The 23,740-nt window shown below is 59.0% G+C and carries 22 protein-coding genes and 1 pseudogene; 10 read left to right on the top strand and 13 right to left on the bottom strand.

The window, feature by feature from the left end; translation table 11 throughout:
• Positions 1-48: 48 nt before the first annotated feature.
• On the top strand, positions 49-1,527 hold the full coding sequence (locus tag ACI0FG_RS14190) for an efflux transporter outer membrane subunit (protein WP_419785655.1): 1,479 nt from the start codon (positions 49-51) through the stop codon (positions 1,525-1,527).
• A 199-nt stretch (positions 1,528-1,726) separates the two neighbouring features.
• The gene (locus ACI0FG_RS14195) at positions 1,727-2,191 is read left to right on the top strand and encodes a hypothetical protein (protein ID WP_419785656.1); all 465 of its coding nucleotides are present in this window, start codon (positions 1,727-1,729) and stop codon (positions 2,189-2,191) included.
• Between the two features lie 113 nt (positions 2,192-2,304).
• Here ACI0FG_RS14195 and ACI0FG_RS14200 read toward each other — a convergent pair whose 3' ends face one another.
• From ACI0FG_RS14200 to ACI0FG_RS14210, 3 genes are all read right to left on the bottom strand, one after another.
• Positions 2,305-3,588: a glycosyltransferase family 4 protein gene (locus ACI0FG_RS14200; protein WP_419785657.1), complete on the bottom strand. Its 1,284-nt coding sequence runs from the start codon at positions 3,586-3,588 to the stop codon at positions 2,305-2,307.
• On the bottom strand, positions 3,581-4,753 hold the full coding sequence (locus ACI0FG_RS14205) for a glycosyltransferase family protein (RefSeq protein WP_419785658.1): 1,173 nt from the start codon (positions 4,751-4,753) through the stop codon (positions 3,581-3,583). The genes ACI0FG_RS14200 and ACI0FG_RS14205 overlap by 8 nt, the downstream gene beginning before the upstream one ends.
• Before the next feature lie 138 nt (positions 4,754-4,891).
• On the bottom strand, positions 4,892-6,001 hold the full coding sequence (locus ACI0FG_RS14210; RefSeq protein ID WP_419785659.1) for a radical SAM protein: 1,110 nt from the start codon (positions 5,999-6,001) through the stop codon (positions 4,892-4,894).
• A gap of 96 nt (positions 6,002-6,097) precedes the next feature.
• On the opposite strand from ACI0FG_RS14210, the gene ACI0FG_RS14215 reads away from it, so the two are divergent.
• From ACI0FG_RS14215 to ACI0FG_RS14225, 3 genes are all read left to right on the top strand, one after another.
• Positions 6,098-6,868, top strand: a complete 771-nt coding sequence (locus ACI0FG_RS14215) for a polysaccharide deacetylase family protein (RefSeq protein WP_419785660.1) — start codon at positions 6,098-6,100, stop codon at positions 6,866-6,868.
• Between the two features lie 23 nt (positions 6,869-6,891).
• On the top strand, positions 6,892-7,752 hold the full coding sequence (locus tag ACI0FG_RS14220) for a GNAT family N-acetyltransferase (protein ID WP_419785661.1): 861 nt from the start codon (positions 6,892-6,894) through the stop codon (positions 7,750-7,752).
• A 201-nt stretch (positions 7,753-7,953) separates the two neighbouring features.
• On the top strand, positions 7,954-10,149 hold the full coding sequence (locus ACI0FG_RS14225) for a methyl-accepting chemotaxis protein (protein WP_419785662.1): 2,196 nt from the start codon (positions 7,954-7,956) through the stop codon (positions 10,147-10,149).
• Between the two features lie 80 nt (positions 10,150-10,229).
• Here the strand turns inward: ACI0FG_RS14225 and ACI0FG_RS14230 are convergent, their stop codons facing one another.
• The 3 genes and pseudogenes from ACI0FG_RS14230 to ACI0FG_RS14240 form a co-directional block, all read right to left on the bottom strand.
• Positions 10,230-13,061: an FAD-binding and (Fe-S)-binding domain-containing protein gene (locus ACI0FG_RS14230; RefSeq protein ID WP_419785663.1), complete on the bottom strand. Its 2,832-nt coding sequence runs from the start codon at positions 13,059-13,061 to the stop codon at positions 10,230-10,232.
• Positions 13,062-13,310: 249 nt separating this feature from the next.
• A pseudogene (locus tag ACI0FG_RS14235) lies at positions 13,311-13,388 on the bottom strand (IS1595 family transposase); the annotation flags it as partial.
• 8 nt (positions 13,389-13,396) lie between these two features.
• Complete coding sequence (locus ACI0FG_RS14240) at positions 13,397-13,801, bottom strand: hypothetical protein (RefSeq protein WP_419785664.1); 405 nt, start codon at positions 13,799-13,801, stop codon at positions 13,397-13,399.
• Between the two features lie 446 nt (positions 13,802-14,247).
• Between ACI0FG_RS14240 and ACI0FG_RS14245 the strand changes: the two genes are divergently transcribed.
• Positions 14,248-14,523 (top strand): hypothetical protein, encoded by a 276-nt coding sequence (locus tag ACI0FG_RS14245; RefSeq protein ID WP_419785665.1) that lies wholly within the window; start codon positions 14,248-14,250, stop codon positions 14,521-14,523.
• A gap of 118 nt (positions 14,524-14,641) precedes the next feature.
• On the opposite strand, the gene ACI0FG_RS14250 is transcribed toward ACI0FG_RS14245, so the two are convergent.
• The 4 genes from ACI0FG_RS14250 to ACI0FG_RS14265 all read right to left on the bottom strand — a co-directional run bounded on the left by ACI0FG_RS14250 (position 14,642) and on the right by ACI0FG_RS14265 (position 17,999).
• Positions 14,642-15,406, bottom strand: coding sequence for an amino acid ABC transporter ATP-binding protein (locus ACI0FG_RS14250; RefSeq protein WP_419785666.1), 765 nt, complete (start codon positions 15,404-15,406; stop codon positions 14,642-14,644).
• Entirely contained in the window at positions 15,406-16,434 is a 1,029-nt protein-coding gene (locus ACI0FG_RS14255; protein ID WP_419785667.1) for an ABC transporter permease subunit, read from the bottom strand. The genes ACI0FG_RS14250 and ACI0FG_RS14255 overlap by 1 nt, the downstream gene beginning before the upstream one ends.
• Positions 16,435-16,442: 8 nt before the next feature.
• Entirely contained in the window at positions 16,443-17,234 is a 792-nt protein-coding gene (locus ACI0FG_RS14260; protein WP_419785668.1) for an amino acid ABC transporter substrate-binding protein, read from the bottom strand.
• 279 nt (positions 17,235-17,513) lie between these two features.
• Positions 17,514-17,999 carry a CinA family protein gene (locus ACI0FG_RS14265; protein WP_419785669.1) on the bottom strand — a complete coding sequence of 162 codons (486 nt, stop codon included), beginning with the start codon at positions 17,997-17,999 and terminating at the stop codon, positions 17,514-17,516.
• A gap of 69 nt (positions 18,000-18,068) precedes the next feature.
• Here ACI0FG_RS14265 and ACI0FG_RS14270 point away from each other — a divergent pair, with 69 nt between their 5' ends.
• A complete protein-coding gene (locus ACI0FG_RS14270; RefSeq protein ID WP_419785670.1) occupies positions 18,069-18,497 on the top strand; it encodes a hypothetical protein in 429 nt (142 codons plus the stop codon).
• A 73-nt stretch (positions 18,498-18,570) separates the two neighbouring features.
• Positions 18,571-18,924: a DVU0772 family protein gene (locus ACI0FG_RS14275; RefSeq protein ID WP_419785671.1), complete on the top strand. Its 354-nt coding sequence runs from the start codon at positions 18,571-18,573 to the stop codon at positions 18,922-18,924.
• A 79-nt stretch (positions 18,925-19,003) separates the two neighbouring features.
• On the opposite strand, the gene ACI0FG_RS14280 is transcribed toward ACI0FG_RS14275, so the two are convergent.
• The 3 genes from ACI0FG_RS14280 to serS form a co-directional block, all read right to left on the bottom strand.
• Positions 19,004-19,639 carry a hypothetical protein gene (locus tag ACI0FG_RS14280; protein ID WP_419785672.1) on the bottom strand — a complete coding sequence of 212 codons (636 nt, stop codon included), beginning with the start codon at positions 19,637-19,639 and terminating at the stop codon, positions 19,004-19,006.
• Between the two features lie 167 nt (positions 19,640-19,806).
• On the bottom strand, positions 19,807-20,445 hold the full coding sequence (locus ACI0FG_RS14285) for a hypothetical protein (protein WP_419785673.1): 639 nt from the start codon (positions 20,443-20,445) through the stop codon (positions 19,807-19,809).
• A gap of 197 nt (positions 20,446-20,642) precedes the next feature.
• Complete coding sequence (gene serS, locus ACI0FG_RS14290) at positions 20,643-21,923, bottom strand: serine--tRNA ligase (protein ID WP_419785674.1); 1,281 nt, start codon at positions 21,921-21,923, stop codon at positions 20,643-20,645.
• A gap of 710 nt (positions 21,924-22,633) precedes the next feature.
• Between serS and ACI0FG_RS14295 the strand changes: the two genes are divergently transcribed.
• Both ACI0FG_RS14295 and ACI0FG_RS14300 read left to right on the top strand, forming a co-directional pair.
• Complete coding sequence (locus tag ACI0FG_RS14295; RefSeq protein ID WP_419785675.1) at positions 22,634-23,275, top strand: ribonuclease HII; 642 nt, start codon at positions 22,634-22,636, stop codon at positions 23,273-23,275.
• Between the two features lie 64 nt (positions 23,276-23,339).
• Entirely contained in the window at positions 23,340-23,738 is a 399-nt protein-coding gene (locus ACI0FG_RS14300; protein ID WP_419785676.1) for a YraN family protein, read from the top strand.
• Positions 23,739-23,740: the final 2 nt, after the last annotated feature.

Genomic DNA, 23,740 nt, shown 5'->3' on the forward strand with positions numbered 1-23,740 from the left:
ATGCTACATAGGTTTCAAAATAGACCCGCTCTCCGGAGCGGAGCGCTGGTGGTCACCCTTTTGACGCTCGTTCTGATGACGGGCTGCACCGTGGGACCAAACTACCGGCAGCCTGCCATGGATACGCCGAAAGCCTGGAATGAGATTCAGGACTCGGGCAAGGAACCTCTGGCCGATCTGAAGAAATGGTGGACCAGCCTGGGCGACCCGGTTCTGAACCAGCTCATTGAACGCGCCGTGGACGGCAACCTCGACGTGGCCTCGGCCCAGGCCCGGGTCCGCGAGGCCCGCGCGGCCTACCGGCAGGCAGGCGGGGCTCTGCTTCCCAGCCTGGACGGCAACGCTGCCGCCACCCGCAACGGCTATGGCAAAACGTCCGCCTCCGCCACCAATGGCAAATCCAATTACTACAACTCCTTCAACGCAGGCTTTGACGCCAGTTGGGAGCTGGATCTCTTCGGCGCCAACAAGCGCGCCCGCGAAGCCGCCAAGTACGGGCTGGATGCTGCCCACGAGGACCTGCGCTCAACCCTGCTGACCCTTATCGGCGACGTGGCGTTGAACTACGTGGATGCCCGTGGCTATCAGGCCCAGATAAATCTGGCCAAACGCACTGCGGATTCCCAGCGGGAGACGGCCCGTCTCACCCGCGAGAAATATCAGGTGGGTTCCAGCTCCGCCGTGGACATGGACAAGGCCTCTGCGGACGTAAACAACACCGAAGCGAACATTCCCGGCTACGAGGCGTACTACGCCGAGGCGGTCCACCGCCTGTCCATTCTTCTGGGCCAGCCCCCGGCCACCCTGCTCTCGCTGATGGATAAAACGGCACCGGTGCCCGTTCCACAAAAGGAACTGCCCGCCGGTGTCCCGGCCGATATCCTGCGCAACCGCCCGGATGTACGCATGGCGGAACGCCGACTGGCCCAGAACACGGCCCAGATCGGAGAGGCGGAGGCTGCCCGTTACCCGGACATCTCCCTTTCCGGCACCATCAATACCAGCGGAAACCAGCTGCACGATCTGTCCAAGGGCACTTCCATCGGCTGGATTGTCGGTCCTTCCCTCAGCCTGCCCATCTTCAACGGCGGCCAGCTCAAGGCTGCGGTGGACATTGCCGCTGCCCAGCGGGACCAGTCCTACTTCGCCTACAAGGCTGCCGTGCTGACCGCGCTTGAGGATGTGGAAAACGACACTGTGGCTCTGTCCCGGGCCAAGGACCGGGCCCAGAGCCTCGCCCTGGCCGTGAAGCACTATCGCGAGGCCGCGTACCTCTCCCGACTGCTCTACCAGAACGGCGCGTCCGCCATCCTCGATGTGCTGGACGCCGAGCGGTCGCTCTACAATGCGGAAGACGCCTACGTGCAGAGCCGCACCGCCATCACCGAGAGCTACATAGCCCTGGCCAAGGCCCTCGGCGGCGGCTGGGACGAATCCATGGACGAAGGCAAGCCGCTGGTCTTTGACGACAACGGCACGCCGAAGCTCGTCGGCAACGTGCCAAAGGCCGGAACCACCGCAAAGTAACATTCGATCCATACACAGTGAAAAAAAGCGTGCCTCCCAGCCGGGAGGCACGCTTTTTTGTTAAAATACAATTTATTTTTACATGGAAAAAAGCATAGTTGCGAAATACACCAAGCATATGACAAAATATCTCGACCCAAGCTCTTGACTTATACAAAAGTTCTATATCTAGTATTGTTATAACGTATAGGAGGTACGTATGTCTCAGTACGAAACAGCTGATTTATCGTCTCTGGACACCGGTCAAAGACCCACAGGAATCACCATGGGCATCGACAGTACCCATTTCGAGAAATGCCCAAAGCCGCGCCCGGAACTGAACGGATTGCGCCTTACGCTCCCCAACTCCGCCGGTATTTACCTCATTGATCAGGGACTGAGGCGCTGGATTCCCAATCCGTCCACTTACAACAACCTGTTCAAAGACTGGAACAACATCATCACCAATATCGACGTACTGCAGATTCCTGCCGGACCGGACATCACGAACGGCGCAATCCTGGCCACTCCGTTGGCGGGCGGCCCTGTCTATCTGATCGATAATGGATGCAAGCGCGGGATTTCGTCAGTAGACACCTTCAACAAATACTACTTCTCCTGGGACAGCGTATACCATGTTCCCCTCATCCTGCTTGACTACCTGCAGTCCGGACCGGACATCTAGGTAACCCAGACTATAGTCCGCAGTATAAAAAAGGTGGACCTCCTTCGGGAGGTCCACCTTCGTACTTCGTCATCAACCACCGCAGTAAATTCCGCAGGGCAAAAAAAGTCCGTCTAATCCTTGATCCGGCCCGGGCACGGCACGCCGTGGGTGATATAAATCTCACCCAAATCGCGAATGAGTTGTTTGTTGTCGAACACGGCCAGCACCTTTTCGCGCGCGGCCGGAATGATCATCCTGCGCAGTTCCTGATCGGTGAGGATACGGCACAGGATATCGGTCAGGGCGGCGGGGTCTTCGGGTGGACAGAGCAGGCCGGTCTTTTCATGGACCACCAGCTCGGGTACGCCGGAAATATTGGTGGCTGCCACAGGCACGCCGGTAGCCATGGCCTCGGCTACGACATTGGGGATGCCGTCGCGGTCCCCGTCCGCCGCCTGTCGGCACCCCAGGGTGAAGCAATCGGCGTCCTGAAGCAGGTGGATGACCTCATCGTGGGTGATGGTGCCCGGCAGGTCCGTCACATCCTCCAGCCCCAGTTCATTGATCAGATCACGGACATTGCGGTTGAAGGCGGCCTTGCCCTCGCCCACCAGAGTGAATCGAAAATCCAGCCCTTCTTTGCGCAATCCGGCAAGGGCCTTCAGTATGATATCGATGCCCTTCTTTTCCACAAACCGGGCCACGGTCAGGATGCGATAGGGCTGTCTGGCCTCCGGGGACCGGCCTTCGGGAGAAAAGAGATCGACATTGATACCATGGTAGACGCAGTGGATCGGCTTGTCGTGGGCGATCCGCTCGAGGTGCGCCGCGTTGTATTTGGTGCAGGTGACCACAAAACGGGCCATGTCGAGCTTGTCGGCGATACGGCGCGGGTCCTGGGTATAAATATCCTTGGCGTGGGCGGTAAAGGAGAACGGCACCCCGGCCAGGCAGGCGGCGCACATGGTCACGGTGGTTGGAGTATGGGCAAAGTGGCCATGCAGATGGCCCAGGTCCACACCTTCGTCTATCACGGTTTTCTGGACGATATAGCCGCCCTGCAACAGGTGCTTGAGCCACGTATGTTTTTTGGGAGCCAGCCGAAAACGCGGCAGCATGAGCTTCACGCACTTCCAGTAGCGCAGGGGATGGCGCAGGACAAATCGCAGGTTGTACCAGAGCAGCGCAGGCAACCCCCAGATCATGGATTCCGGCAGGTAGGTCACTTTTGCCTTGATCTGCTTGACCGAGGCATGGGTAAAATTTTCACGGGGTGCGCGCATGGAGTAGATGTGGATTCTGAATCCCATCTCTTCCAGCAGGCGAATCTCGTTGGAAATAAAGGTCTCGGAGATGCGGGGATAGCCCTTGAGGACCATGCCCAGCGTCTGCCCCTGGTGCGGAGTCTCAATCATTGCAATGTTTCCGGAAATGCGAAAGCCGCTCGCGCATGACGTCGAGTCCGGTCATACGGAACTGATCCAGATCGGCCACGCACTGTCCCGGGTCTTGCAGCAGGGCGTTGACCTTCTCGCGCAGCAGCTCCGGGGTCACGTCGCCCCAGCGGATATAGTCGCACAGTCCCCGGCCCTTGAAGACCTGGGCGCGCAGCAGCTGTTCCTTGCGAGGCTTGTCACGCGGGATTACCAGGGAGGGTTTGCGCAGGGAAAGCAGTTCACACAGGGTATTGTATCCGCCCATGGTAACCACGAGGTCTGCCTGGGCCATCTGCTTTTCTATGTTCTTGATGAACGGCTTGATTCGCACCTTGAGAGCGCGGGCACGGTCGGCCAGCTCGTCCAGCCGTTTCAGTTCCAGGAAGGGGCCGGTGATCATCACGGTGTTGAAATCCACGGTGCCGTTGGTCTCCAGCATCTTGAGGTAGTTGTCCAGCACGGTGTAGCCGTCGCCACCGCCGCCGATGGTGACGAGCACCTGCTTGTGCCGCCGCCGGACGCTCTTGCGTGTGGACGGGACCTTGCGGGGAATATAGCCCGTAAAAACGGTCTTGGCCGCAATGTCTTCCGGGAAGGCGTATTCCTTGATGGGATCATACAGGCTCTGCTCGCCATAGACCCATATTTCGGAATAGTAATCGCGCAGGATTTCATGAAATTTCTTCCTCGCCCAGTCCTTGCGGGTGGACTCGGCGTCATCCAGGATATCGCGCAGGCCGAGGACGACCCGGGTGCACGGGAGGCTCTTGTGAATCCACTTGAGGGTGGGCAGAACCTCGTTCTTGAGACCGGAGGGCACCTTGTCCACGATGAACAGGTCCGGTTTGAAGGCCTTGCACGTGGAAAGGATGATGTTCTTGCGGATGGCGATGGCTATCTTGGGCTCGACCTTGATGGAATGCGGCACATAGACCGAATTGGTCTTCTTGATCATGCCGGGCATACGCACGAAATCCACGCCAGCGGGCATGGTATAGCGTCCGGCGATGGGCGAGCCGGTGACGATAAGGATATTTACCCCTGGCCGCACGAGAGTTCGCGCAATGGCCATGGTGCGGCGGATGTGTCCCAGACCGTAAGTGTCGTGGGAGTACATCAGGATATTATAGGATTTCGGTGCCATACCCTCTCGTCACACAAAAAAAACAGGGCTGGCTGCATTCCAACCCCGATATAATGAGACAAAGCCTATCGGGTTCTCTGAATTCTGTCCAGAAAAGAGGATAATCATCCTGCAACATACATCAGGCGCGACTGAGCCTTACAGGACGGCCGCTTCCGGGTTGACGTCCAGACACAGCTGGGCGTCGAATTCACCCCCGGCCTCAGCATCAGCCACATTTTTCACATAAGTGACATGGTCGGGGCGCGCCTTCAATGCATTGGCGAAACGGCGGACAGCTTCCGCCCGGTCTCCCGTCCTCCAGGCAAGCACGCCCAGATTGTTTTCCGCACAGGGATGTCCGGGATTGAGGACCAGCGCACGGGTAAAGGCCTCGGAGGCCTCCCCGCCCTCACCCACAACGGCAAATTTAACGCCCTTGATCAGCTCCTGCTGCACCGGCGTGAGGGTTACGCGGTCCAGCCCCCGGCAGGGGCAGCGCTTGCGCGTGCACGGTTGATCGCCTTCATACAGCCTCACCTCGTCCATGACGTTGCCAAGCACGGTCTTGTCGCCGGGGCAGCGGAAGATGGTGCCGTCCGGCTCCATGCGCAGCAGGGTTCGCCCGGCGGAGCAGGGCATCCCAAAAAAATTGAAGGCGATTTTGAGTCCCTGCTCGGGATGGTCGGCAAAGATGACCTTGGCGCGTTCGCCATAGGCCTCGGGATAACGACGACCTTCAAAGCTCCCCCGGAAGGGCCGGGGCGTGAGCGGAATGCCGTGTTCCGCAAAAAAATCGCGATCCTTCAAAAAACGGGCTTCCAACGTTGGATGCACCACGTAATTGACGATGACCTTGAACCCCTTGTCCATGAGCAGCCGGGCGTTTTCGATAAAGGCGGGCACGCCCTTCACGCGCTCCCGCTCCTCAATATGAAGGGCAACATAGAGGTCCTGCACCCTGGACGGGTCCACCCGCTCGGCAAAGTCCCGAACCTTGGAGGAAACCGAGAGGTTGGTATCCACGCCGATGCGGTGATTCCTGGTGAGCGCCAAACAGATATCGACAAAACCGGGGTAGATGAACGGCTCGCCCCCGGTCAGGCCCACGGTCCAGGACCGGCCGGTTCCATCGAGAAAACCGGTGATGCGGCCCACGGGCAGGGTCTCGGTGACGGGAGAATTGTCGTGAGGGAAATAGCAGTATTCACAACGAAAATTGCATTTGCGGGTCATGTTCCAGATGATGCTGTTTTCTTGCTCTTTCATGGTATTTCCTCTCGCGCATCTTCCTGCCACGTATTGGGGCAAAAGGCCAGTATCCTGCTTGGCGTTTTCAAAGACCTCTGCTATGATGCATCTCCCATGACAGCGGAAGCCCTAAAAATTCTGACCAGCGAACTGGATGCCTGGGTCGGTTTCGAAAGACCCGCCACTCTCTGGTGGCGCGATGACGATGCCGCCATACCTTCCTCCGCGCTGGACCATCTCTTCAAGCTCAGCAACGTTCACGGCGTTGCCTGCGGCCTTGCGGTCATTCCTGCCGAAACAGGCGAACCGCTGCGCAAGAACGTTTCAGCCCAGCACAATATCTGGGTACTCCAGCACGGCTGGGCCCACGTCAACCATGCCGAAAAAGGGCAAGGTGCCTGGGAACTGGGGATGCACCGCCCCAAGTCCGTGGTCATGGAGGAAATGCGCCAGGGCATGGGCAAACTCTCCCAGCTTTTCAAGGATCATTTTCTGCCGGTGATCGTGCCGCCGTGGAACAGGCTGGATTCCGGCCTGCTGCCCTACCTGCCCGTACTCGGCTACCGGGGACTTTCGGCCAGCTTTCATATGGACCGTCCGACGCCCCCAGAGGGGCTGCGCGTGGCAGACGCCCACTGCGACCTGCTCACCTGGAAGCGGAAACCGGCCGCCTTTGCCGGTGCCCAAAAGTGCGTGGACAGCATTGTTTCCCATCTGCAACAGAAGCGCGCAGGCACCGTGGATCAGGACGAGCCCACGGGCATCCTTACCCATCACAAGGACATGGACGACGCCGCATGGGCGTTCATGGACGAACTGCTGACTCTTGTCACGGCCCATCCGGCCGCAACCTGGGTCAGCCCTGCAGACATCTGGCCTGCCTGAGGCCGGACACCAAGGACCACCGCATGAATCCCATTCTCCGCCGGGCCGAAACCCGGGACATCGACGCAATCTGCAATCTGCTTTCCACCTACATGAATCCCGATTTCCCGCCCGAGCGATGGCGCGCGCTTTTCTCCGCCAAGTGGTGCGGCCGCAAGCCGGATATCGGCCTGGTAGTGGAGGATGAAGGAACGATTGTCGGTTTCCACGGTCATGTCTGCTCCTCCCGCCCGATGGGACTGAAGCGCGAACGCTTCGTAAATTTTTCGTCCTGGTATCTCAAAAAGGAATACCGGGGCCAGGGGCTTGGCCGGGCCATGGTCGAAATGGCCACAAGCGACCCGGACTCCACCTATGTGGTCTGCTCCCTCTCCCCCAAACGGGTGGATTTCTTCAAGCGGCTGGGACTGGATGTGCTGGATACCGAACGACTGGTCTGGCGCGACGACGGCAAACCAGTAGAGAACCTGGAGCTTTTCACCGATCCGGCGGAGATAGCCCGGCTCGCCTCGCCGCCCGACGCCCTGGTGCTGGAACACCACACCGGACTGTCCGCCGTCCCTGTCCTGGTCTCCACCCGCTGCTGCCTCTGCCTGCTGCTGCTCTCGGTCTCGAAAAAAGGTGACGACACCCTTTACTACGATGTGCTCTACCGCAGCAATCCTGGCCTGTTTACCGAACGGGCGGCGGACATTGCCCGCGCCCTGCTGCCGGACGGCGACTGCGTGCTGGCGGCGGACCGCCGTTTTGTGGAGGACGACGCCCCCGAGGCAGAAGTGGAACAACTCCCCTCTCCGCGCTTCTACAAATCCTCGCGTGTTTTACCGGCCGATATCGACCTGGCCTACTCCGAAATCGTCCTGCTCGGCCTGAAGCTCGACTAGGCGAACCGCCCATACTCCTCTCTTTCTCCGCCCGGCATTCGGGCAGGGGTCTTGACGCTCGCTCGGCGAAAATGCTCCTCATTCGCCTTTCTCTATATATTTTAACGCAGAATTATAATGGAATATAAAAAGACGTGTTGATAGAAACGCCAATAGAAGTAGTAATAGCAACCGTTTCACTTCAACCAGGCGGAACTGCCAATGCAATTCAAATCCATCAAGACAAAGATCGTTCTGATCTCGGGAGTATGTCTCTTAGTCACTGTGGCGGTACTCGTGGCCTTGCAAATTTACTCGCAGCAAAGTTCGGCCAAATTTGTTTCAGCCAAAATCAATGCACTCATTGAAGACCAGACCGAGCAGCGTCTGCAGGCGGTAGCCCAGCGCGAAGCCGACGCCATCAGTGAAAAGCTGAACATCAACCTGGATACGGCCCGCACCATCGCAGCCGTGTTCAAGTCCATCGTTCAGGACAAGACAATTCCCGCAGAGATGGATCTGCGCAAGACTTATAGCGATATTTTGCTCACCGTTTTGAAGGACAACCCTGAGTTCCTCGGCGCCTACAGCGCCTGGATGCCCAATGCCCTGGACGGCAAGGATGCCATGTACGCAGGTGACACGGAAAGCGGTCATGACCAGACCGGCCGGTTCGTGCCGTACTGGAACCGGGATGAAAACGGCAACATCGCCCGGCAAGCCCTGGTGGGTTACGAAGATGCCTCCAAGCATCCCAACGGCGTCACCAAGGGTGGCTGGTTCCTCTTCCCCCGTGAGAAACTCCGGGAAAACATCCTTGATCCGTTCCCGTATATTGTACAGGGCAAGCAGGATTGGCTGACCACCATGTCCGCTCCCATTGTTGTGGACGGCAAGTTCCTTGGCATCGCCGGTACGGACCTTCGTCTGGCCTTTGTGCAAAAGTTGAGTGAGCATGTGGCCAAGACCTTGTACGACGGCAAAGCGATCGTACAGGTCATCAGTAACATGGGTATCGTGGTGGCCGACAGCGTGAAGCCGGACACCGTTGGCAAGCCGCTGCGTGACGTCATCGGCGCAGAGGCCGACGCCATTATCCAAAACGTACGTGACGCCAAGCCTTACGTCAGGATTGCCGACACCAACAACCTGGTTGAGGCGGGCGCTCCCATCGCGCTGGGCCGGACCCAAACCCCGTGGTCCATTCGCATCACCGTAGACCGCGCCCTGGTCTTTGCGGACGCGGTTGAACTCAACCATGAAATGGAAGCCGACACCAACACCAACGCGATGATCGCCATCGGAGCCGGTGCGGTCATGGCCATCCTCGCCTGTCTGGTCATCTGGTTGCTGGCGGGCGGCATCGTCAGGCCCATCCGCACTGCGGTTGCCTTTACGGAAAAGATCGCCAGCGGCGACTTCCGCAACAACCAGATCGACGTGAAGCAAAAGGATGAGGTCGGAGCACTCTCCAACACCCTCAAGGAAATGGCGGACAATCTCAAGGACGTCGTCGTCCAGGTCAAGACCGCGTCCGAAAACGTGGCCGAGGGCAGTGCCGAAATGTCGGCATCCTCCAATACCGTGTCCGAAGGCGCCACGGAACAGGCCGCATCCATCGAGGAGGTCACTTCCTCCATGGAACAGATGACCTCCAACATCGAACAGAACGCGCAAAACGCTCTCCAGACGGACGAGCTGGCCACCAAGGCGGCCGCCGATGCCAAGGAAAGCGGCAAAGCGGTCATGCAAACCGTCGAATCCATGCGCAGCATCGCAGAAAAGATATCCATAGTGGAAGAGATCGCCCGCCAGACCAACCTGCTGGCCCTGAACGCGGCCATCGAAGCGGCCCGGGCAGGCGAACACGGCAAGGGCTTCGCCGTCGTGGCGGCCGAAGTTCGCAAGCTGGCCGAACGCAGCGGTACGGCAGCGGCCGAGATCAGCGAGCTCTCCAGCAGCAGCATGGCTGTGGCCGAAAAGGCGGGCGGCATGTTGGAAACCCTGGTGCCCGACATCGAAAAGACCGCCTCGCTGGTCCAGGAGATCAGCGCGGCCTGCAACGAGCAGGATTCCGGGGCCAAGCAGATCACCTCTGCCATCGGCCAGCTGGATACGGTTATCCAGCAGAACGCGGCCGCAGCCGAGGAAATGGCCTCCACCAGCGACCAGTTGGCTGGACAGGGACAGGATCTGCAAAAGGTCATGGCCTTCTTCCAGGTGGACGACCACGGGGGCGCCCGCCGCACAACGGTCCGGGCCACCAGCAAGGCACCGGCTGCCCTGCCCCAAGCCAAGTCCAATTCCAAGGCCAAGGCCAAGGACAAGCCGGCCCCGGCCAAGCCCGCATCCGCCAAGGGCAGCGGACTGGCCCTGGACATGGGCGGCGATGACGACGGCGACTTCGAACGCTTCTAGTTTCATCCGCAACAGAACTAATGACCCCGCCGGACCATGTCCGGCGGGGTCTTTCATTAGGCACTATTTGCGCTGCGTCCCTAGTCCGCAGCATCCTCCTTGGGCCAACTGGCCGCATCCAACAGGAAGATAAGGTTCTTGTACGGGACCTTGCCGTGGAGCGAGAGGCCGACCTCGCAGGTCCGGGAGGTGGAATACCCGTGGGTGCATCCTTCCAACTGCTCATGCAGATGTTTCAGGGCGGACTCGTTCAGTTCGGGATAGTTGAATCCCCTGTCTCCGGCAAAGCCGCAGCAAAAGACTTCCTCCGGCACCACCACCTCGCGGGCACATTTGCGGGCCAGAGCCTCCATCTGATCGGCCAGCCCCATCTTGCGCGAACTGCAAGTGATGTGCAGGGCGATGCGCTCGTTGACGGGCGTGAAATCCAGCCGATCGGCCAGGAATTTGACCGCGAACTGGACCGGCTCGAAGAGCTCCAATCCCTTGATGTGCTCCTTCATGCGATAGAGGCACGGGCTGGTGTCGCAGAGAATGGGCAGTTCCCCGCCCTTGCTGGCCGCGCGCAGGGCGCATTCCAACTCGCTGAGCTTGGCGTCGGCCTGATCCATGAAGCCCTTGGACTCCCACGGCTGGCCGCAGCACAGGCTGTTCATGCGGTCCGGGTAGATAACCTCGTACCCGGCCTTGGATAGCAGACTGAGGGTCTTGTCCCGAATGGCGGTCTTGTCCGGGTCGTGCTTTTCCGCCCCCATGTGCCGGGCTACACAGCTGGGGAAGTAAACCACCTGCCGGTCCGGCTTGCGCGAGGGCTTGAACCGGGACGGCGACGCGGCTCGGGGCATGGAGACGTTCCAGCGCGGAATCCGCTTGCCCGACACCTTGTGCAGGCCGCCGGTCAGCCCGTCCATGGCCTTGTCGCCCAGGACGTCATGCGCGGCTCCGGCCACGCGCAACGCGCCGGACACACCGTGCACGGCCAGTCCCATTTGCGATGCGGTGAGGGAGGCAAGGCGGTTCTCCCACTTGCCATGTCCCAAGCTGCGATAATGCTTGATGAACTTTCCGGTATCGATGGATACCGGACAACGCAGGGCGCACAGGCCGTCCGCGGCGCAGGTGGCCTCGCCGTCGTAATCGAAACTTTTCTGGAAGGCGCGCATGGCTTCCTCGCCCTCGCCCGCCTGCTGTTTCCGGGCCAGCTCACGGAAGGTGACGATGCGCTGACGCGGCGTAAGCGTCAGATCGCGCGACGGACAGGTCGGCTCGCAGAATCCGCATTCGATACAGCGATCCACCAAACCGTCCGCCACGGGCAGCGGCTTCAGGTCCTTCAGGTGCGCCTTGGGATCGTCATTGATGATGACGCCCGGGTTGAGCAATCCTTCGGGATCGAACAAATCCTTGATCTCGCGCATAAGGGCAAAGGCGTCGCGACCCCATTCCAATTCCACGAAATGGGCCATGTTCCGGCCGGTGCCGTGTTCCGCCTTGAGCGATCCCTGATACTTGTTCGCCACCATGTCGGTGACGTCTTCCATGAAGGCCTCGTAGCGGTCGATTTCAGACTGGCTGTTGAAGTCCTGGGTGAACACGAAGTGGAGATTGCCCTCCAGGGCGTGGCCGAAGATGATCGCCTTGTCGTAACCGTGCTTGCGGAAGAGCTCCTGCAGATCCAGCGCGCCGTCGGCCAGGGACTCGATGGGGAAGGCCACGTCCTCGATGATGACCGTGGTACCCGCCTCGCGCACCGCACCCACGGCCGGGAACAGGCCGCGCCGCACGTTCCACAGCTTGTTGAACTCGGCGGGGATGTCGGTAAAGTTGTGCGGCTCAAGGGGTTTGATGCCCTTGATGGTCTCCTTGACCTTGGTGATCTTCTTCTTCAACTCGCTAGCGGAACCGGCGCGGACCTCCACCAGCAGGGCGGCGGCATCCGGTCCCAGCTTGTCCAGCCCCTCGGGCATTCCGGGCTTGTCCTGCACCGAGGAGATGGACGCGCGATCCATGATCTCGGCAGCGGAAACAGCGCCGCCGCGCAAGGCCGTGGCCGCCTCGCAGGCGGAGCGGATATCCGGGAAGCGCATCAGGGCCGAGGCCTTGTGCGGATGCTCCACCACGGTGTTGTAGACGACCTTGGAAATGAAGGCCAAGGTGCCCTCGCTGCCCACCAGCAGGTGCTGGAGGATATCAAAGGGGTCCTCGAAATCCACAATGGCGTTCAGGCTGTAGCCCGTGGTGTTCTTGATCTTGAATTTGTGGTGAATGCGCTCGGCCAATTTCTTGTTGGCCATGACCTTGGCGCGCATTTCCGCCAGTCCGTCGAGGATATGGGAGTGACTAGCGGCAAAGGCGTCGCGGCTGGACGGGTCGGCGGTATCCAGCGGGGTGCCGTCCACCAGGACCACCCGCATGGAGTGCAGGGTCTTGTAGCTGTTCTCGGCCACGCCGCAGCACATGCCGGAGGCGTTGTTGGCCACGATGCCGCCGATCTTGCAGGTATCGATGCTGGCCGGGTCCGGGCCGATCTTCTTGCCGTGGGGGGCGAGCAACTTGTTGGCATGGCTGCCGATAATGCCGGGCTCCAGTTCTATCTTGGCCGCATCGTCGAAGATGCGGAAATGACGCCAGCCGTCTCCCAGCCGGACCAGCACGGAATCGCTGATGGCCTGCCCGGAAAGGCTGGTGCCTGCGGCGCGGAAGGTTACAGGGACATGATGGGCATTGATCACCTGCAGAATGCGCACGACCTCGTCCTCGCTGTCCGTATCGACAACGATTTTTGGAATGAGCCGGTAAAAGCTGGCATCCGTGCCATAGGCAAGGGTCCGCAACGGATCGGTGTAAACGCGTTGCTCAGGTAAAAAACGAAGTAATTCGCTATGAATGGCATCATACGGTGCAGGTAGCATACGGTCTCCTTGGTATCTACTAGGCCCGACAGGGCCGGGAAAGAAAGCATACCACCAAGCTCAAGTATTGGACACCCCATTACCTTTATTTTTTACCTGCTCTAAAATTTACGATTACAAGTGTGACAGTCTGAAAGAATGGGCTGATTGCATCCAGTCAAAAGGAACAGACCTCGCTAGGCAATCCCGGCGAGGTCTGTTCAGGGTCAGCCTCAAAATCAACGTAAATTTAGGGGCTGTACCAGATAACTAGCCTATATGTCCCTTAACCCACTGTTTCAGTTGTTTAAACTGGCTTTGTGGATTTGTGTTGTTAAAACGCCACTCCCATCATGCTATTGCTTGGTAGGCACATCGTCCTTGACCAAGTGCAGGGCAAAGCTTTTGCCGCCCTCCACGACGTAATACTGCACGCCCTCACCAACCTGAGTGGGCTGGCATTTCCCCTCGCTGCACGTGACATAGACATGCGATAGTATCTCGGACCGATCGTTTCGAATCTCAAACGTCAATTCACTTTCGGTTTTCGGCCCGGAAGGGATGGCAAAACGGGTTTGCCGGGTATCCCCGAGCGTCTCCTCCATATAATCACTTCCGCCCGGGGACGAGTATATGCTGACCTTAACCACACGAGTAGCGCCGGAGTCATTCATGAGATCGACGCCGATCTTATCTTCAGCCAATGCAGTCGAAGCGAACAGGACCAGGGGTAAAAACAGCAGCAACATCAATCGGTTCATTTCAGTCTCCTTGTTTCCTCTCACTGACAACAGGCCCTTCAGCTAATCCCTCCAAAACCAGTACGGCTTTGTACCGACATTTCACTGGATGTTTCGATAAATCATTTTGTTTCAGTGCCATGACGGGATTTCCAACGAAATACCCAAAATGAACCGAAACCAATGTCCCAACAGACAAAAAACCGTACCGTGTCTTGCTCCAAACTGGAACGAGATATATGAAGATGAATATCCTGTTAGTGCAGCCAAAACGCAATCCCAGGCTTGGATAGGGACGAAGAAGGAGCAGATGAAAAACATTCACCTGTCATTTTTAGTCATTTTTCTATTTCTTTGCACCGCCACGGCTCGGGCTTAGGAGGAACCGTATACAGGTACATACTCCTGCTCCGCCCCCCCATGAAACATGCGGTTTTTACGAGGGCACCATCTATCCCGCCAGCCCGGTGACCATAACGAAGTCCGGCAGCAGCTACAAAATATACGCCGAGTACCCGGACGCAGTCGACAGGCGGGTTTGCAAAACAATCAACATCGAGAAGGGAACAGCCAAATGGCAAGGCGACAGGATGCTGCTCAAGGAAACCCTGCAATTCCACTTCGACGCCACGGTTCAACTGGGCGATTCTTCGTTGACGTTCAAGGAGCGTGGAATGGCAATGGGCGAGGCTGGGAACTGCGACCTCGAACTACAGTCCATCTGTACCAAATGGAATCGATGAATAAAGAGGCTGCGCGAAAACATCGCGCAGCCTCTTGAATATTGTGCTTTTCGCCCTCAGCAGGTGCAGGAGATCGCCCCGCAACACCGTGGCCGGACACCCCTACTGCCGGGTTATGCTAAAAGATACGGTCGATGAAGCTCTGAATGCGCGGGTCTTCGCAATGGGTGCCGAAGAACTCGTCCGGCGCGCCCTGCGCCAGCAGGGAACCGTTTTCCATGAACACAACCTGATCCGCAACCTCGCGCGCAAAGCCCATGTTGTGGGTGACGATAATCATGGTCATGCCCTCGTCCGCCAACTGCTTGATGGTGGCGAAGACCTCGCCCACCAGCTCCGGGTCCAGGGCCGAGGTAGGCTCGTCAAAAAGCATCAGCCTGGGCTGCATGGCCAGGGCGCGGGCAATAGCCACGCGCTGCTTCTGCCCGCCGGAAAGGGAGGCGGGATACCGGTCCGCAAACTCGGCCATGCCCACCTTTTCCAGCATGGAAAGCGCTATCTCACGCGCCTCTGCCTTGGGAGTGCGCAGCACGGTCACCGGCCCTTCCATGGCGTTGCCCAGCACGGTCATGTGCGGGAAGAGGTGAAAGTGCTGAAAGACCATGCCGATCTGGGTGCGCAGGCGGCAGATGTTCTTGGGCTTGTCCAGGACGAGCTGTCCCTTGACCGTACGGTAACCCACATCCTTGCCGTCAAACCCGATGGAACCGGAGTCGATGGTTTCCAGGAAATTGATGGCGCGCAGCAGCGTGGACTTGCCCGACCCGGAAGGGCCGATGATGACGGTCTTTTCCCCTGGGGCCAGGGAGAGCGAGACGTTGTCCACGGCCCGATGCTCGCCGAAGGTCTTGACGATATTCTTGAGTTCCAGGAGTGCGTGCATCAGCGTTGCTCGTAGGCCCCGACCCGGACTTCAAGCCACTGGAAGGCAAAGGTGAAGACCGTGGTAAAGGCGAGGTAGATCAGGGCGGCCAGGGCCAGCACCGTGACGTTGAACGAGGCGTTGAACAGCTGGTCGGCGGTCCGCATCAGTTCCACCATGGCGATGGTGGAGACCAGGGCGGTATCCTTGATCAGCGCGATGAATTCATTGCCCACGGGAGGCAGAATGACCCGGTAGGTCTGGGGAATAATGACCCGGCGCATGGCTTGCCAGTAGCTCATGCCCATGGCTTCGGCCGCCTCCATCTGCCCCCGGTCGATGGAGAGAATGCCGGAACGGATGATCTCCGCCAGATAGGCCGAATAGTTGAGCCCCAGACCGATGAGCGCGGCCGGAATGGGCTTCAGGGTAATGCCTATGGCAGGCAGGCCGTAGTAGATGAAAAAGAGCTGCAGGAGCAGCGGCGTACCCCGAAACAACCAGATGACGAACCAGCAGAACTTACTGACCGGGCTGAAATTCGAGATGCGCCCAAGCGCAATGGCCAAGCCGCCCACCGGCGAAACAATGATGGTGAAAAAGACGAGCATCAAGGTCATGATGCTGCCCTTGAGCAGATGGGGCACGAACTTGACCGTGTCCCGCACCAGCCGCCGCCACTGGGGCAGCATGGCGTCCTCCACCGAAGCACGGAACTGCTTGGCCTCGATATTGTCCGGGTAGACGGCCAGCAGCTCGTCCACGGCTTTCAGCGCCGCCTGATAGTCCTTGGTGGCAAACTCCAGCTTGGCCGCCTGCATCCGGCTGGTGGCAAACTGTCCGGCGTCCCCTTCCGGCCCCGGTACGGCAACCTGAAGAAATACCTCGGCCGCCCCCTTGAGGTCGCCGGTGATCATGATGTCGCCGGCCCGACGCAACAGGGCGTCGGCCTCCTCATGACCGGCGGCCCGGGCCGTCCCTCCGGCAATAAAGGCAAAAACGAGGAGCGCCGCAAGGACGCTCCCCACCATTTGAATTCTAAACCGCACGATATCTGCTACCACTGGGCCGGATTGGTCACATCCTCGCCGAACCACTTGCGGGAGATGGTGCCCATGGTGCCGTCCGCGATCATCTCGTCGATGGCCTTCTGGATCATGCTGCGCAGGGCCACGTCTTCCAGACGGAAGGCGACGCCGAAGGGCTCCTTGGTGATGAAGCCGGGCAGGGCGCGGTACTTACCGGCGCGGGAGGCCATGTAGTAGCGGCCGGTGACGTTGTCCACGACCACGGAATTGATGCGACCGGCCTCAAGGTCAAGGAAAGCCTTGGGGTTGGTGTCGTACTCGCGAATCTCGCCAGCCTTCTTGGGCAGCTCCTTGGCCGCTTCCAGAGCCGGGGAACCAGCCTGCACGCCAACCTTCTTGCCGCCCAGATCGTCCAGAGTCTTGATGGCCTTCTCGTTGACGCTCACGGTGGCGATCTGGCCGTCCATCAGGTACGGCTTGGAGAAGGCTACCTTCTTCTCACGCTCGGGAGTGATGGTCATGCCGTTCCAGATACAGTCGAACTTCTTGGCGTACAGGGAGTTGATGACACCCTTCCACTCGGTGGGCTGCCAGACAATGGTGATGCCCAGCCGCTTGCCGACAGCTTCGGCCGCGTCCACGTCAAAACCGATCAGAACACCCTTGTCGTCACGGAATCCCATGGGCGGGAAGGCATCGTCCAGGCCGATGACCAGCTTGCCGGACTCCTTGACGCGGTTCCAGGAATCGTCAGCGGCAAAAGCTGTTGCCGCACTCAGGGCCAGGGCCAACAAAAGGAAGGCAAAAAATATGCGTTTCATCACAAACCTCTCTCATGATTCAAGCGTTTCGGACAGTTACACAAGACCGTTACTGTTACTGTGTTTGCCTTTACTTGGCAATGATGAATAATATTAGTTAATTCAGTTTGTTGAATTATTTTTGGCAAAACAGTGTATTCAACGGCGAGTATTCGACCGCATCCGAGGTCCCCCGAATCATCGGGACACACATACAATCTCACCTGCGGGAGTAAAAGTGCCAAAGCCGGATTACGGGTGTTCCAGGGCCTCGGTTTGGCCACCGCCTCTCCCCGCGGGCTAGCGCACCACGGACAGCAGGCCGTTGATGGCACTCATAACCGACTGGGCCTTGACCGCCGCGCGGTCGCCCGAAAAGTCATAGCGCCGGGCGCGGGTGCCGCCGGGCCATGCCCAGGCCATCCAGACCGTGCCCACGGGTTTTCCCGGTGTGCCGCCGCCGGGTCCGGCCACGCCGGAGATGGCCACGGAAACATCCGCGCCCACGGCCTTCAGCACGCCCTGCGCCATGGCCAGGACCACGGGCTCGGAAACAGCGCCGTTGGCCTCCAGCACATCGGCGGGAACGCCGAGCAGGCCTTGCTTCACTTCATTGGAATAGGCCACCACCGACCCCTTGAACCACTCGGAGCTGCCGGGCAGGTCGGTCAGGGTGGAAGCCAGGAATCCGCCTGTGCAGGATTCGGCCGTTGCCATAAAGTTGCCGTTGACCCGCAGGCATTCGCCCAGTTCGGCCACGGCGCGGGAGATGAGGAGGGTATCCATGGCGTATTCATTACCCGAGAGCCGGACCGGTTGCAATCACCTCGCCTGCCGGGGTATCATTCTCTCACAATGGGAAAAAACGATACGTCATCCGGGCTCGCCGCCCTCGCCCTCGCGCGCCACAGGAGCCACTGGAACTGGACCCTGCATCTCGCCGGGCTGGTCGTGCTTGCCCTATCGCTTCTACTGCACGGACCGCTCACTGCCTCGGCCGGACTTATCCTGCTGGGAGCCGGTTTCTTCTCCTGGCCGGAGCCGCCCCATACAGACGGCCGCTGGCAACGCTTCGTCCGCGCAGGTATCGAGTGGGAAAAGGACTGGATCGCCGCACCGTGGAACCGCCGCAAGTGGATTCCGTTCCTGGCCGCACTGCTGATTGGCGGCTACATTCTCTGGGCACTCTGGGTCCGGGAACTCGCTTCCCTTGCCCTGCTCATCGGTTTTGCCGTGCTGCTGCGCGTGCGCAAGGAGAACAAAGAGAACGGCATTGATCCGTAACGGCTGGACGAAAAAACGAAACCGCCCTATATTCATCATATTCGCAATCAGAGCAAAAAACATGGAGAACGACATGAGCGAAGACGCCAACACCTGCAAGCAGTGGCTCAATGAAGTCAACTGGGACATGATCCACGAAGATGCCGTGACCCTGTATCTGGAGTGGGGCAACAACAACTATCGCGACGCCATGCGCTCCCCGGTCACACGGAGCGGCGAATACTCGATATATTTCGCCATCGACACCTGGGAAGCCCCCAAGGTGGTGCTCATGCGCATGAACAACTACGGCTCCACCGTACTCTGCTCCAAAAAAATTCCCGACGATCTGGCCAAAGACCTGGAAAAGGAACTGGGCGGCATCAAGGGCATCCTCGCCCTCACCCCCGCTGTCCGCGACTGGCTGGAAAAGGAACTGGACGGCTGAACCGGGACGAATCATGGAAGAAAAAGGGCCGCTCCCAATGGAGCGGCCCTTTTTCATGAAAATCCCAACGGTGTGGATCTCACACATGCAAGTCAATACCGGAATCCGCCCCGGCACCGCCATCAGCTGAGGCCTCTGCGGCTGTCGGTATCGTCCCCTCCTGCCCGGCTACAGCCTCATCATCCGAGTCTTCCCCGCCCTTTTTCTTCCCCAAACTTTCCTTGGCCTTTGCAACAAGCTTTTTCTCTACCTTTTCCTCACGCTTTTCTTCGACCGTCTCCTCATCATCCTCGCGCTCCTGCTCCATTCGCTCGGATTGCGTTCTCGAGACCTCGCTTTTGACAAAGGCAACAGCCTCTCGCGCGGCCTTGCGCCCGGCAGCCGCACTCTCGAGAGTGCCAGCCCCGGAGGACTCAAGCCGATACTTGCTGATTATGCCATTCAACTTGTCCATGTAGTCGTTGTGAACCTTGAGCCCGATCATTGTCCCCTGGAGATATCGGGAACGCTCCATATTGTTATGGAACTGATTCTCCGACATGAGGTTATCCCGAACCTGGTGCCCAATAAGATCATCCGGCAGGAATGCCTCCATATCAGCAAGCTCGTCCGTCAGATTTTCTTCCAAACTGGACTGTAGAGTCTCCTCCACCGAGGGCATCTGCTTCATCATCTCAACATTCAAACTGAATTCGGAACCGTTTCCTATCTTCATCGCAACCTCGCAAAGCGTCATTGACGAGGCATATATCTATTAGTACCGGTAATTATCTTAAGAATTTTTATATTCGCCCGTTGCGATATGACAAAAAAGGCTCTATGCGAATACGTTTTTGTATTTGACGAAACGACTCTTTTCCCAAAAGTCACTACACGTTTCCGCTATACATCAAGGTCCACAGCCGGAGCCGACGCGTTGCCGGCTTCCGAAGAGGGCTCTTCCTTTACTGTCGGAGTCTCCTTGCTTTCCACGGGAACCGCCTCCGCTTTTGGGACTTCCTTGCTTTCCCCAGGAGCTGCCTTCGTCTCGACAGTCTCGTCCCCGGCAGCCTCCGCATCCTTTGACTCGGCCTTTTTCTCCTCGGCCTTCTCGGTCTGCCGTTCCTCTATCCGGGCCTCATCTTCCTCGCGTTCCTTGGCCATACGGTCGGTTTCCTTTTCGGAAACCTCTCCCTTCACCGTTTCACCCATGGCTCTGGCGGTTTTTTGCCCGGCAAGCGCCTTCTCCGCATAGCTGTCCGCCGCCTGGGCCTGGAGCTTGTACTGGCTGACCACGGCGTCCATCTTGTTCTTGAAATCGTTCTGGACCTGAAGCCCGATCATCGTCCCCTGGATGTACCGGGAGCGTTCGCTGTTCATATGGACAAAATTGCCCGCCATGAGACTCTTCCGAGCCTGATGCCCGGTGAGCACCTCCCGCACGGCACCGTCCACTTCGGACTGCACCGGCTCATCTGCGACATTGGAATTCTTCAAGATAGCCACATTCAAGCCAAAACCGGGATCATTTCCTATTTTCATGGCAACCTCGCAAAGAAGTTATTACAACAGTCTATGTATTTTATTATCGGAATAAATATTAAGAATCTTTATATTCGCTCTTGATTAAATCGAGAATACAACCGTCAAATCAAAACACGGCTGCAAACCGTGCCAAAAACAAAGGCCCCCGACGCATTGCGCCGGGGGCCTGTTTTTTTCGATGAAATCACGTCAGCCTATTTTGGCTCCACGACCTCAAGGCCGCCCATGTAGGGCTTCAGCGCCTCGGGGATGACGATGGCGCCGTCCTTGCGCTGATAATTTTCCATGACCGCCACCAGGCAGCGGCCAACGGCCAAGCCGGAGCCGTTCAAGGTATGGACGTACTGTTTCTTCTTGGAATCTCTGGGCTGGAACCGGATATCGGCCCGGCGAGCCTGGAAGTCCTCGCAGTTTGAGCAGGAGGATATCTCGCGGTACTTGTCTTGGCCCGGTACCCAGACCTCAATATCATAGGTCTTGGCCGCGCCGAAGCCCATGTCGCCCGTGCACAGGGTGATGACCCGGTACGGCAGGTTCAGCAGCTGCAAAATCTTCTCTGCGGCATTGGTCATGTTCTCCAGCGCCTCGTAGGAATGGTCGGGATGGGCAAAGTTGACCATCTCCACCTTGTGGAACTGGTGCTGGCGGATCAGCCCCCGGGTGTCCTTGCCGTAGGAACCGGCTTCGGACCGGAAGCACGGGGTGAAGGCGCAGAACTTGATCGGCAAGTCCGCCTCGTCCAGCACCTCGCCCGCATAAATATTGGTCAGCGGGACCTCGGCCGTGGGAATGAGATAAAACTCCCGCTCGTCCGTCAGCTTGAACAGGTCCTCCTCGAACTTGGGTAGCTGGCCCGTGCCGGTCATCGTCCGCTTGTTGACGATGTACGGCGGAATGACCTCGGTATAGCCGTGCAGCGAGGTCTGGGTATCCAGCATGAACTGCGCCAGGGCGCGTTCCAGCCGGGCGCACCAGCCAAAGCTGACAGAAAACCGCGCCCCGGCAAGCTTGGCCGCGCACTCGAAGTCCAGGCCGCCCAGAGCGGTGCCCAGCTCCCAGTGCTCCTTGGGCTGAAAATCAAAGGACGGAACGTCGCCGACCACCCGGACCACCGGGTTGTCATCCTCGCTCTTACCTACCGGAACAGACGCGTGCGGGATGTTCGGCACCGACATCATCCATTCCTTCTCGGCAGCCTCCACCTCGGAAAGCTCGGCGTCGAGTTCCTTGGTGCGCGCGGCCACCTGGCCCATCTTCTCCAGCAGGTCGGCAGCGTCCTCGCCAGCCTTCTTGCGCTTGGCAATCTCCGGGCCCACCCGGTTTTTCTCAGCCTTCAGCGCCTCAACTTCGGCAATCAGCGCCTTGCGCCGCTCGTCCATGGCCGTAAACTCGGCCACGTCAATCTTGGAATTCCGGTTCGCCAGGCTCGCACGGACAAGCTCCGGGTCCTTCTGCATCAGTTTGAGATCAAGCATTCCCCTATCTCCTCGGTTCGATTCGCCCCCCGTAGTACAGCAAGTCGCACCGCTTGAAAAGGGGAACCGGGAATGCCTCCGGCGGCCCTTCCGGGGGACCACTTCGTGGAGACCAGGGCGCTGCCCTGGACCTGCCAAGGGCTATGGCCCTTGGATCCCTTTCGCCGCTACGCGGGGGAGGAGCTTGCGGATTTGGAGCTGGTTGGCAGGGAGCTTGGCGGGTACCGGCTATACGGCGTCCGCAAATCTTCGGGCGGGGCGCTTTTCGCCCTCACGGGACGAAAAGCGCCCCGCCCGAATCTTCACGGACAGTAGCCCCCGCCGTCAGGGAAAAAGGAAGAGCCTGAAAATATTGTCGAGACGGCGGGTTGAAACAAAGGCAAAGGTCAAATTGTTTTACTCAAACTATATTTGTCTTTTTTAAAACCTCCCGGTTTGCGTCGAAAAAATCGGCTGACAAAAAAGTCGGTAAGCAGCACGGCTTCCAGCCCGATTTTTTCGACGCAAACCGTTAGCATGAGACGCTCTGGCAGGCTACGCCCCCGCGAAAGCGGAAATGGGATTCCTAAGGCCCTCGGCCTTAGGCAGGTCCAGGACAGCGTCCTGGCCGTCGGAGACGCCCCGCCGGCGAGGCGACCCCCGGTAGGGCCGCCGGAGGCATCTCCTCCGCCAACTTCCCTTTGGCCCGGATTTCGGGCAGAACGGCCCCCATGACTGAGACATCTCTTTTTACCCCGGCAGCCCACGCCGCCGAATTCATAGCGGGTGTGGACGAGGCCGGACGCGGCTGCCTGGCCGGGCCGGTGGTGGCCGGAGCGTGTATTTTGCCGGAGGAGTATGACCTGCCGGGGCTGAACGACTCCAAGAAGCTGACGGCGGCGAAGCGGGAAACATTATATGATATGATCCGCGAGCAGGCTGTTACCTGGGCTGTTGGGGTAGCCTGGGCGCCGGAGATCGACCGGGTGAATATTTTGCAGGCCACGTTCCTGGCCATGGGCCGGGCTGTGCGGGGGCTGAAACGGGTGCCGCGCTTTTTGCGCATCGACGGCAACAAGACTATACCGAGCCATGCTCTCAAGCTGGACATTCCGCAGGAATGGGTCATCAAGGGCGACGGGCTGATACCGGCCATTTCGGCGGCCTCGATCATGGCCAAGACATTTCGCGACCGGCTGATGGTCAAGCTGGGGCACAGATATCCCGGCTATGGGCTGGAGGCGCATATGGGATACGGCACCGAAGTGCACATGGCGGCTATTCGGGAATTGGGCCCCTGCAAGCAACACCGGCTGACCTTTCGCGGCGTGAAGCCGGAGGAAAAGGAACAGCGGCAGGCGAGCCTGTTCTGACGCCCCGACATCCGGGTGGTCCGCGCTGTAGCGTCTCCGGGCCCCCTGTGATAGGATGATTGCCATGGGCCTGTTATCCAAGGTGATACCCTCAAAGCGGCGCGGCAATCTCGGCGAGGACGCGGCCGCGCGGTACCTCGAATCATGCGGATTGCGCATCATTGAGCGCAACTGGCGGCACCGCCAGTGGGAACTGGACCTGATCTGCCGCGAGGGCGACACCCTGGTCTTTGTGGAGGTCAAGACGCGCGGGGCCGGGACCATGGGGTCTCCGGCGGACGGGCTGACCAGGACGAAACGCGCCCGACTGGTCAAGGCCGCGGCGCTCTACCTGAGTGAAAAGGATTTGTGGGATGCCCCCTGCCGCTTTGATCTAGCCGGGGTGACCGACACCGGCACGTCCATGGACGTGCAACATATAAGGAACGCTTTCGACGCGGAAGGCCTCGGCCCCGGATGGTGAAT

It is taken from the genome of Pseudodesulfovibrio sp. 7M6 (assembly GCF_050058625.1).
GTDB lineage: Bacteria > Desulfobacterota > Desulfovibrionia > Desulfovibrionales > Desulfovibrionaceae > Pseudodesulfovibrio > Pseudodesulfovibrio salinus.

Bases quoted from the DNA above. Each gene is read 5' to 3' on its own strand.
- serS (WP_419785674.1), bottom strand. From the start codon at position 21,923: ATGCTTGATCTCAAACTGATGCAGAAGGACCCGGAGCTTGTCCGTGCG.
- ACI0FG_RS14240 (WP_419785664.1), bottom strand. From the start codon at position 13,801: ATGAACCGATTGATGTTGCTGCTGTTTTTACCCCTGGTCCTGTTCGCT.
- ACI0FG_RS14275 (WP_419785671.1), top strand. From the start codon at position 18,571: ATGAGCGAAGACGCCAACACCTGCAAGCAGTGGCTCAATGAAGTCAAC.
- ACI0FG_RS14200 (WP_419785657.1), bottom strand. From the start codon at position 3,588: ATGATTGAGACTCCGCACCAGGGGCAGACGCTGGGCATGGTCCTCAAG.
- ACI0FG_RS14220 (WP_419785661.1), top strand. From the start codon at position 6,892: ATGAATCCCATTCTCCGCCGGGCCGAAACCCGGGACATCGACGCAATC.
- ACI0FG_RS14295 (WP_419785675.1), top strand. From the start codon at position 22,634: ATGACTGAGACATCTCTTTTTACCCCGGCAGCCCACGCCGCCGAATTC.
- ACI0FG_RS14210 (WP_419785659.1), bottom strand. From the start codon at position 6,001: ATGAAAGAGCAAGAAAACAGCATCATCTGGAACATGACCCGCAAATGC.
- ACI0FG_RS14265 (WP_419785669.1), bottom strand. From the start codon at position 17,999: ATGGATACCCTCCTCATCTCCCGCGCCGTGGCCGAACTGGGCGAATGC.
- ACI0FG_RS14300 (WP_419785676.1), top strand. From the start codon at position 23,340: ATGGGCCTGTTATCCAAGGTGATACCCTCAAAGCGGCGCGGCAATCTC.
- ACI0FG_RS14230 (WP_419785663.1), bottom strand. From the start codon at position 13,061: ATGCTACCTGCACCGTATGATGCCATTCATAGCGAATTACTTCGTTTT.
- ACI0FG_RS14215 (WP_419785660.1), top strand. From the start codon at position 6,098: ATGACAGCGGAAGCCCTAAAAATTCTGACCAGCGAACTGGATGCCTGG.
- ACI0FG_RS14270 (WP_419785670.1), top strand. From the start codon at position 18,069: ATGGGAAAAAACGATACGTCATCCGGGCTCGCCGCCCTCGCCCTCGCG.
- ACI0FG_RS14280 (WP_419785672.1), bottom strand. From the start codon at position 19,639: ATGAAGATAGGAAACGGTTCCGAATTCAGTTTGAATGTTGAGATGATG.
- ACI0FG_RS14260 (WP_419785668.1), bottom strand. From the start codon at position 17,234: ATGAAACGCATATTTTTTGCCTTCCTTTTGTTGGCCCTGGCCCTGAGT.
- ACI0FG_RS14205 (WP_419785658.1), bottom strand. From the start codon at position 4,753: ATGGCACCGAAATCCTATAATATCCTGATGTACTCCCACGACACTTAC.
- ACI0FG_RS14285 (WP_419785673.1), bottom strand. From the start codon at position 20,445: ATGAAAATAGGAAATGATCCCGGTTTTGGCTTGAATGTGGCTATCTTG.
- ACI0FG_RS14250 (WP_419785666.1), bottom strand. From the start codon at position 15,406: ATGCACGCACTCCTGGAACTCAAGAATATCGTCAAGACCTTCGGCGAG.
- ACI0FG_RS14195 (WP_419785656.1), top strand. From the start codon at position 1,727: ATGTCTCAGTACGAAACAGCTGATTTATCGTCTCTGGACACCGGTCAA.
- ACI0FG_RS14225 (WP_419785662.1), top strand. From the start codon at position 7,954: ATGCAATTCAAATCCATCAAGACAAAGATCGTTCTGATCTCGGGAGTA.